The organism is Pedobacter gandavensis, assembly GCF_032678745.1.
GTDB lineage: Bacteria > Bacteroidota > Bacteroidia > Sphingobacteriales > Sphingobacteriaceae > Pedobacter > Pedobacter gandavensis_C.
Map to the genome: position 1 here is coordinate 1 of NZ_JAVTST010000015.1, position 5,192 is coordinate 5,192.

The following is a 5,192-nucleotide window of genomic DNA, read 5'->3' on the forward strand; positions in this document are numbered from 1 at the left end:
TTTCGAGTCAGAAACTGACAGACAATACAAAAAAAGAATAAAGACTATTATTAACAAGTTAAGAATGGTCAGCGTTCAAACAACACATTTTACAATGGAGAGTTTGATCCTGGCTCAGGATGAACGCTAGCGGCAGGCCTAATACATGCAAGTCGAACGATACCGAGTAGCTTGCTATTCGGGAAAGTGGCGCACGGGTGCGTAACGCGTATGCAACCTACCTCAATCAGGGGGATAGCCCGAAGAAATTCGGATTAACACCGCATAAAATCACAGGATAGCATTATCTAATGATCAAATATTTATAGGATTGAGATGGGCATGCGTGTCATTAGTTAGTTGGCGAGGTAACGGCTCACCAAGACCACGATGACTAGGGGATCTGAGAGGATGACCCCCCACACTGGTACTGAGACACGGACCAGACTCCTACGGGAGGCAGCAGTAAGGAATATTGGTCAATGGAGGCAACTCTGAACCAGCCATGCCGCGTGCAGGAAGACAGCCCTCTGGGTCGTAAACTGCTTTTATTCGGGAATAAACCTACTTACGTGTAAGTAGCTGAATGTACCGAAGGAATAAGGATCGGCTAACTCCGTGCCAGCAGCCGCGGTAATACGGAGGATCCAAGCGTTATCCGGATTTATTGGGTTTAAAGGGTGCGTAGGCGGCTTATTAAGTCAGGGGTGAAAGACGGTGGCTCAACCATCGCAGTGCCCTTGATACTGATGAGCTTGAATACACTAGAGGTAGGCGGAATGTGACAAGTAGCGGTGAAATGCATAGATATGTCACAGAACACCGATTGCGAAGGCAGCTTACTATGGTGTTATTGACGCTGAGGCACGAAAGCGTGGGGATCAAACAGGATTAGATACCCTGGTAGTCCACGCCCTAAACGATGAATACTCGCTGTTAGCGATACACAGTTAGCGGCTAAGCGAAAGCGTTAAGTATTCCACCTGGGGAGTACGGTCGCAAGATTGAAACTCAAAGGAATTGACGGGGGCCCGCACAAGCGGAGGAGCATGTGGTTTAATTCGATGATACGCGAGGAACCTTACCCGGGCTTGAAAGTTAGTGAATCATTTAGAGATAGATGAGTGAGCAATCACACGAAACTAGGTGCTGCATGGCTGTCGTCAGCTCGTGCCGTGAGGTGTTGGGTTAAGTCCCGCAACGAGCGCAACCCCTATGTTTAGTTGCCAGCACGTTAAGGTGGGGACTCTAAACAGACTGCCTGTGCAAACAGAGAGGAAGGAGGGGACGACGTCAAGTCATCATGGCCCTTACGTCCGGGGCTACACACGTGCTACAATGGATGGTACAGAGGGCAGCAAGCTGGCAACAGCAAGCAAATCTCAAAAAGCCATTCACAGTTCGGATAGAGGTCTGCAACTCGACCTCTTGAAGTTGGATTCGCTAGTAATCGCGTATCAGCAATGACGCGGTGAATACGTTCCCGGGCCTTGTACACACCGCCCGTCAAGCCATGGAAGTTGGGGGTACCTAAAGTATGTAACCGCAAGGAGCGTCCTAGGGTAAAACCGATAACTGGGGCTAAGTCGTAACAAGGTAGCCGTACCGGAAGGTGCGGCTGGAATACCTCCTTTCTGGAGTAGTTCAGACTACTCGCTACGTAAATGATATAAATGACAATAAAATCTCAAAAGAAAAACCCATAGGATGAAACATCAAATAGTGTTTCTGACTAAGCGAAGGAATAGGATGAGGCAAAAGGATTGTGAATGAGACACCTCAGAACAAGACTTAAGCAGCCTAAGAATAGTCCCGTAGCTCAGTTGGTTAGAGCACTACACTGATAATGTAGGGGTCAGCAGTTCAAATCTGCTCGGGACTACATTATATATTCTAAGGGGGATTAGCTCAGCTGGCTAGAGCGCCTGCCTTGCACGCAGGAGGTCAACGGTTCGACTCCGTTATTCTCCACATTACCCGGTCTAAATACGAGAGGCCATAAATATAATTGCTGGAAAGCAATTAGGGGAACTAAAGTTCTTTGACATATTGGAAGAAGTTAATAAAGAAGAGCAAACAACAATAGAGACGTTGTTAGCTTGAAGGGATTGAGTAAGCAATTACGAGAGACCGTAAAGATAACGACATATCAAAAAAAGCATTTCCATAGGCGCAAAAGGCTATGGAGAGAAGAAAGTAAATAAGAGCACACAGGGGATGCCTTGGCTCTCAGAGGCGATGAAGGACGTGATAAGCTGCGATAAGCTTCGGGTATTAGCAAATATGAATTAATCCGAAGATTTCCGAATGGGGAAACCTGGCTAGTTGAAGACTAGTCGTACAATGTACGCAAACCTGCCGAACTGAAACATCTAAGTAAGCAGAGGAAGAGAAAATAATAATGATTTCCTAAGTAGTGGCGAGCGAAAGGGAAAGAGCCCAAACCAGCTATGTTACGGCATAACTGGGGTTGTAGGACTACGATATGACATTAGTTAAATGAAGTGGAACAGGATGGGAAGCCTGGCAATATAGAGTGAGAGCCTCGTACACGTAAGTAAGACTAGTCTAGTAGTATCCTGAGTACCGCGAGGTCGGAGACGCCTTGTGGGAATCTGCCGGCACCATCCGGTAAGGCTAAATACTCCTGAGAGACCGATAGTGAACCAGTACCGTGAGGGAAAGGTGAAAAGAACCCCGAACAGGGGAGTGAAATAGAACCTGAAACTGTGTGCTTACAAGCGGTCGGAGCGTCCAGGTGGCGTGACGGCGTGCCTTTTGCATAATGAGCCTACGAGTTACTCTTCTCTGGCAAGGTTAAGTGTTTAAGACACGCAGCCGCAGCGAAAGCGAGTCTGAATAGGGCGTATAGTCAGGGGAGGTAGACGCGAAACCTTGTGATCTACCCATGGACAGGTTGAAGGTGCGGTAACACGTACTGGAGGACCGAACCGATAAACGTTGAAAAGTTTCCGGATGATCTGTGGGTAGGGGTGAAAGGCTAATCAAACTGGGAAATAGCTCGTACTCCCCGAAATGTTTTTAGGAACAGCGTGGTGGTTCAGTTATATAGAGGTAGAGCTACTGATTGGGTGCGGGGGAGTCAAATCCTACCAAATCCAGACAAACTCCGAATGCTATATAATATACACTGCAGTGAGGCCCGGGGTGCTAAGGTCACGGGCCGAGAGGGAAAGAACCCAGACCATCAGCTAAGGTCCCCAAGTTATAGTTAAGTTGAACTAACGAGGTCCGATTGCATAGACAGCTAGGATGTTGGCTTGGAAGCAGCCATTCATTTAAAGAGTGCGTAACAGCTCACTAGTCGAGCGATCGGGCATGGATAATAAACGGGCATTAAACTATACACCGAAGCTATGGGTAATATTAAATATTACGGTAGGGGAGCATTCCAGCGGCAGCGAAGTTATGACGTAAGTTGTGGTGGAGCTTCTGGAAAAGCAAATGTAGGCATAAGTAACGATAAGGCGGGAGAGAAACCCGCCCACCGAAAGGATAAGGTTTCCTGATCAACGCTAATCGGATCAGGGTTAGTCGGGGCCTAAGGAGAACCCGAAGGGGATATTCGATGGACAACTGGTTAATATTCCAGTACTTTTTATAACTGCGATGTGGGGACGGAGTAGTGACACTGCCGCGATCTGACGGAATAGATCGTTAAAGGGCGTAGGTATTAGGACTGTAGGCAAATCCGCAGATCTAGCTGAAACCCGATAGTACTGCAAACCTTCGGGGGCGTAGATAGCGCAGGTAATCAGACTTCCAAGAAAAACCGCTAAGCTTCAGGTTATAAAAACCCGTACCGCAAACCGACACAGGTATCCGGGAAGAGAATTCTAAGGTGCTCGAGTGAATCATGGCTAAGGAACTCGGCAAAATGGCCCTGTAACTTCGGGAGAAGGGGCGCTGGTAGCAATATCAGCCGCAGTGAAAAGGCCCAGGCGACTGTTTAACAAAAACACATGGCTTTGCAAAATCGAAAGATGAAGTATAAGGCCTGACACCTGCCCGGTGCTGGAAGGTTAAGAGGGGATGTCATCTGTTAAAGGAGAAGCATTGAATCGAAGCCCCAGTAAACGGCGGCCGTAACTATAACGGTCCTAAGGTAGCGAAATTCCTTGTCGGGTAAGTTCCGACCTGCACGAATGGTGTAACGATCTGGGCGCTGTCTCAGCCATGAGCTCGGTGAAATTGTGGTCCCGGTGAAGACGCCGGGTACCCGCAACGGGACGGAAAGACCCCATGCACCTTCACTACAATTTAACATTGACATTGGATACAAGATGTGTAGGATAGGTGGGAGACTGTGAAGCGGCATCGCTAGGTGTTGTGGAGTCAACGTTGAAATACCACCCTTTTTGTATTCGGTGTCTAACCCCCTTCGGGGGGGACATTGTTTGATGGGTAGTTTGACTGGGGTGGTCGCCTCCAAAAAGGTAACGGAGGCTTTCAAAGGTAAGCTCAATACGCTTGGTAACCGTATGAGGAGTGCAATAGCATAAGCTTGCTTGACTGTGAGGCAGACAAGCCGAGCAGGGTCGAAAGACGGATATAGTGATCCGGTGGTTCTGCATGGAAGGGCCATCGCTCAAAGGATAAAAGGTACGCTGGGGATAACAGGCTGATCTCCCCCAAGAGCTCATATCGACGGGGAGGTTTGGCACCTCGATGTCGGCTCGTCACATCCTGGGGCTGGAGAAGGTCCCAAGGGTTCGGCTGTTCGCCGATTAAAGTGGCACGCGAGCTGGGTTCAGAACGTCGCGAGACAGTTCGGTCCCTATCTGTTGTGGGCGTAGGAATTTTGAGTGGGGCTGACCTTAGTACGAGAGGACCGGGTTGGACTAACCTCTAGTGAATCTGTTGTTCCGCCAGGGGCATTGCAGAGTAGCTACGTTGGGAATAGATAAGCGCTGAAAGCATCTAAGTGCGAAACTAGCCACGAGATGAGAATTCCATATAGGACCGTAGAAGACTACTACGTTGATAGGTTACAGATGTAAAGGTGGTGACATCAAAGTCGAGTAATACTAATCATCCGAAGCTTTCAAGAGCAATAAACTGTTGTTTGTTCTTCATAACTAACTTCTTTCAATAATATGTCACTGTTTGTGGGCCATATGATATGGTTTGTATGGTGTTTACTACTGGCCTAGGCTTGATGGTATATATCAATACAAGAACAACACAAACAA

General features: G+C 48.0%; 2 tRNA genes and 2 rRNA genes. All 4 read left to right on the forward strand.

The window, feature by feature from the left end:
- Window positions 1–91: 91 nt before the first annotated feature.
- A 16S ribosomal RNA gene (locus tag R2S10_RS24620) occupies window positions 92–1,613 on the forward strand.
- A gap of 174 nt (window positions 1,614–1,787) precedes the next feature.
- A tRNA-Ile gene (locus tag R2S10_RS24625) sits at window positions 1,788–1,861 on the forward strand.
- Window positions 1,862–1,876: 15 nt separating this feature from the next.
- Window positions 1,877–1,950: transfer RNA gene (locus tag R2S10_RS24630), tRNA-Ala, on the forward strand.
- Window positions 1,951–2,169: 219 nt separating this feature from the next.
- Window positions 2,170–5,050, forward strand: a 23S ribosomal RNA gene (locus tag R2S10_RS24635).
- Together the 16S and 23S rRNA genes with 2 tRNA genes alongside form the textbook arrangement of a ribosomal RNA operon.
- Window positions 5,051–5,192 lie beyond the last annotated feature (142 nt).